General features: G+C 61.4%; 4 protein-coding genes. All 4 read right to left on the bottom strand.

Annotation, left to right across the window (positions count from 1 at the left end; translation table 11 throughout):
• On the bottom strand, window positions 1-208 hold a 208-nt coding region (locus tag AB5767_RS09920; protein WP_149926617.1), incomplete at its 3' end, for a PCRF domain-containing protein.
• Window positions 209-436: 228 nt separating this feature from the next.
• Entirely contained in the window at window positions 437-1,804 is a 1,368-nt protein-coding gene (locus AB5767_RS09925) for a M20/M25/M40 family metallo-hydrolase (RefSeq protein ID WP_368131953.1), read from the bottom strand.
• Between the two features lie 120 nt (window positions 1,805-1,924).
• Entirely contained in the window at window positions 1,925-2,710 is a 786-nt protein-coding gene (locus AB5767_RS09930; protein ID WP_368131954.1) for an amino acid ABC transporter ATP-binding protein, read from the bottom strand.
• Between the two features lie 22 nt (window positions 2,711-2,732).
• A complete protein-coding gene (locus tag AB5767_RS09935; RefSeq protein ID WP_368131955.1) occupies window positions 2,733-3,881 on the bottom strand; it encodes an amino acid ABC transporter permease in 1,149 nt (382 codons plus the stop codon).
• Window positions 3,882-4,064: the final 183 nt, after the last annotated feature.

Here is a 4,064-nt window from a genome sequence, read left to right on the forward strand (position 1 = left end):
CGGTGGTATCGTGCAGCATTTCCTTGGCAGCCTCGATGTCATCGAGCGCGCCGATGTACTCGCGCGAGGCGGCAATGAGGTCGGACTGGTGCGCGTACTCCTTGTTGAGACGCGTGAACTCCTTGATATCGGAGGCGACGGCCGGGTCGGAAAGCTTCTTCTCGAGCTCCTCGTAGGCCTTGATGATCTTTTCGAGCTTGTCGCGCATGACGGACTCCTTTATATGCGTGAAGGCGAAAATCGGCAGAATTGATGGGGCGCGGGGCGCCGCTGCGGGGGTAAGTCCAGCTAGAGCATGTCGATCTTCAGATACATGCGCATCCCTTCGCGTATGGGGTACATAGTTGCGGTCTAACCCATATATGATAGCGTGCGCAGACAAACCTGCATATAACCCGCACGGAATCCGACAAAGGGACAGTCCCTTTGTCGGATTCTAAAGCGTATGGATCAGGGCGACGAGGAAGCGGACACCCTGGAGGTAGGCGCGGCGGGTAATGCGCTCGTTGGTGCCGTGGACGCCGCGATCGCACTCGTCATCGTCGACCACAAAGGCCGAGAAGCGAATGCACTCGGAGCAAATGCGCTGGTAGTTGGCAGCGTCGGTCGCGCCGATCACGGTCGAGGGGACAATCGCCAACGGCTCGGATGATCCGTTTTCCTCCGTCCCCTTTGGATCACGGAAATAGCGGGCGGCGATGGAGCGAACCGCCTCGAGTCCCGGTCCGCCGATGCGCGGAGACGGCGAGGGTTCGGAGCTGCCAAGGCCGAGCTCGACCTCGACACGGTCGGCGAGCCCCGCCTCAGCAACGGCGACGCGGCAGCGGGCCACGACATCGGCCACGCTCGTGCCCTCGAGCATACGGAAATTGATATTGGCCCACATATCCTGCGGCATTACGTTGGCACCGGTGCTGCCACCCTCGACCTGCGTGGGCGCGCAGGTGGTGGTCACGAGCGGATAGAGCTTCTTGCTGGCGAGGCAATCGCGGACAATGGCACCCCCGTTGGCGGCAATTTCATCGGCCGTATAGAGCCCCAACTCGACGAGTTGGGCGGCAAGCAAGTCGGTCACGCGCGTCGGCCACTCGATATCGCAGATTGCAGTGATGGCACGGCTAAGCACCTCGAGCGATGTGCCGCCGTAGGGGTTGGACGAATGCCCGCCTTCGCTCTTCGTCTTGAGCACGATATCGGCATAGCCCTTCTCGGCCAGGTCGGCGTGCATAAGCCAACCCTCGCCCGCGCTGTACTCGGCAGCCGGAACGATGCGGTAGTCGCCCTCGTCGATCAGGTACTCAAGCTCAATGCCGCGCTCCTCGAGCACGCGACCGATGGCGCCTGCGCCGTACTGCGTAGTCTCCTCGTCCTGGCCAAAGGCCAGGAGCAGCGTGCGCTCGTGCTGCCAACCGTGCGCCAGCGCATACTCAACCGCCTCGAGAATGCCTGCGACCTGGTCTTTCATATCGATGGCGCCGCGACCCCAAATGTAGGTGTCGTCTACATGCCCGCTAAAGGGGGCGTGCGTCCAATCGTCCTCGGTGCCGGGCACCACGGGAACCACGTCCATGTGGCCCATGAGCATAATGGGCTTGAGGGCAGGGTCGGAACCGCTAAGCGTCACCAATAGCGAATGGTCGATAAGCTCGACCTTACCCGCCGTAAATACGTGCGGCCAAGCCTGCTGCATATACGCGCGCAGGTCGTCGAACGACTGCCAGTTCACCGCCTCGGCATCCATGCTCGAGATGGTCGGAAACGATAGCACGCGGCCCAGGCGCTCGCACGCACCAGCCTTGTCCAAATCGGCAAAATCATCCTCATGCGCAAAGAAGCGTCAAACCTCGGCCATGGCATCCTTTCGATTGTGATGACGAGGGCCGCCCCACCGGAGCGGCCCTGCTACATAAGCGTTTGCGGTCGGTTACTTGTCCTCGAGATAACGCGAAAGGAACTCGCGGGTACGCTGGTGCTTGGGGTTGCCAAAGAGCTCCGCCGGCGCGGCATCCTCGAGCACTACGCCCTTGTCCATAAAGACCACGCGGTCGGACACCGTGCGGGCAAAGGCCATCTCGTGCGTGACGACGACCATGGTCATGCCGTCGGCCGCGAGCTTGCGCATGACCTCGAGCACCTCGCCCACGATCTCGGGGTCGAGTGCGGAGGTCGGCTCGTCGAACAGCATGATCTGCGGATTCATGCACAGGGCGCGCGCGATGGCCACGCGTTGTTTTTGACCACCGGACAGGCGACCCACGGCGGCGTGCGCGAACTTCTCGAGCCCCACGCTCGTCAGATGCTCCATCGCGACCTTCTCGGCCTCGGCCTTGCTCATTTTTTTGAGCGTGACGGGCGCAAGCGTGCAGTTGTCGAGCACGTCCATGTTGTTGAACAGGTTAAAGCCCTGGAACACCATGCCGATGTCCTCGCGGAGTTTATTGATATTGCAGCGCTCGGCCGTAAGGTCCTGGCCGTGGAACCAGATGTGGCCCGCGTCCGGGGTCTCGAGCAGGTTGAGACAGCGCAGGAAGGTCGACTTGCCCGAGCCCGAAGCGCCGATAATGGTGACGACCTCGCCGGGGTTAACGGACAGGTCGATGCCCTTGAGCACCTCGAGCGAGCCGAAGCTCTTGCGCAGGCCCTCGACGCGGGTGAGCGGCTCTTTAGTTTGTGCGGCGGCCGCAACGCCGGTAGTGGCGGTATCTGCCATGATAATTCTCCTCGTCTTGAGCCTAGTTGGAGCTGGGCAGCGTGACCGGAGCCTCGGCGCCGAGTTTTTTGCCAAAGGCTTCGAGCAGGCGGCTCGCCACGAGCGTCAGGATCAGGTAGACCACGAGCGCCACGCAGTAGACCTCCATCTGGCGGTAGTACACGCCGGCGACGGTGGTGGTGGCGTACATGAGGTCGAACACGCCGATGACCGAAAGCACCGACGAATCCTTGATGTTGATGATGAGCTCGTTGGTGAGCGCCGGAATCGCGTTTTTAATGCCCTGGGGGAACACGACCTTGCGCATGGCCTGCCACTGCGACAGACCCAGCGAGCGCGCCGCCTCGGCCTGGCCGGGGTCGATGGACTCGATGCCGCCGCGCAGGACCTCCATCATGTAGGCGGTGGAGTTGAGCGAGATGGTGACGAGGCCGGCGGTGAAGGTACTCCAGATCTGGTTGGCCTGGGCGGTCTCGAAGCCCATGCCGCGCAAAACGGTGAAACCCGCGTAATAGATGAGCAGACCCTGGACCATCATGGGCGTGCCGCGCACGATGGTGGAGTAGATGGTCGCAAAGCCGCGGCCAATGCTCTTAAAGAAGCGCACCAGGTCGTTGTCCACGCGATCGAAGGTCTGAATACGCAGGAACACAAAGAGCAACGCCAGGAAGAATGCGATGACGGTGCCGAAGGTGGCAAGCGCGATGGTGATCTCGATACCGCGGATAAAGAAGTCCCCGCTCTTGTAGGTCATGTAGACCAGGCTCGACAAAAAGTCGCTGGGGTTGGAGTCCGAGACGATGCTCACCTGTACCAGGTCGATAAACGACATGACGCAGCGGTCCACGAAAAAGATCGCCGCGATGGCAACCACGACATAGCTGCCCAAGCGTGCGCCACGACGGAAGCGCTCGGATGCGAACGGCGACGTTTCGCGATAGTCATTCCAGTGCATGAGTTTGGTGACGAGCGCCGCCGCCGACACGACGAGCCAGGCCCAAAGGATTGCCCAAAGGCAATCCTGGAAGATACCGGTGGGCGCCAAGAAGCTCAGCGGCGTGGGGTTGCGCTGGCTAAACGCCAGGCCAAGCGCCGCGATGACACTCGTGCCCAGGTACACATAACGGTGGTCGGCCTTGATAAAGGAGGCCAGACGATTGATGGTTTTCATGCTGCCTCCCTATGCCGGCTGGCGGTCGAGGCACGCGTCCCACATTTGGTCGCGTTCCTCTTGGCTAATGCCCTTGAGTGTCTTGTCGATGAGTTTAAGCAGTTTGTCCGAGCCCTTGCGACAGCCGACGTTTGCCGCGACCTCCTGCTTAAAGCCCTCGCCCTCGGCAAAATGAATAGGGAC

It is taken from the genome of Collinsella aerofaciens (genome assembly GCF_040926265.1).
GTDB classification, from domain to species: Bacteria; Actinomycetota; Coriobacteriia; order Coriobacteriales; family Coriobacteriaceae; genus Collinsella; species Collinsella aerofaciens_BB.

Coding starts and splice junctions, on each gene's coding strand:
- AB5767_RS09930 (WP_368131954.1), bottom strand. CDS start 2,710: ATGGCAGATACCGCCACTACCGGCGTTGCGGCCGCCGCACAAACTAAA.
- AB5767_RS09935 (WP_368131955.1), bottom strand. CDS start 3,881: ATGAAAACCATCAATCGTCTGGCCTCCTTTATCAAGGCCGACCACCGT.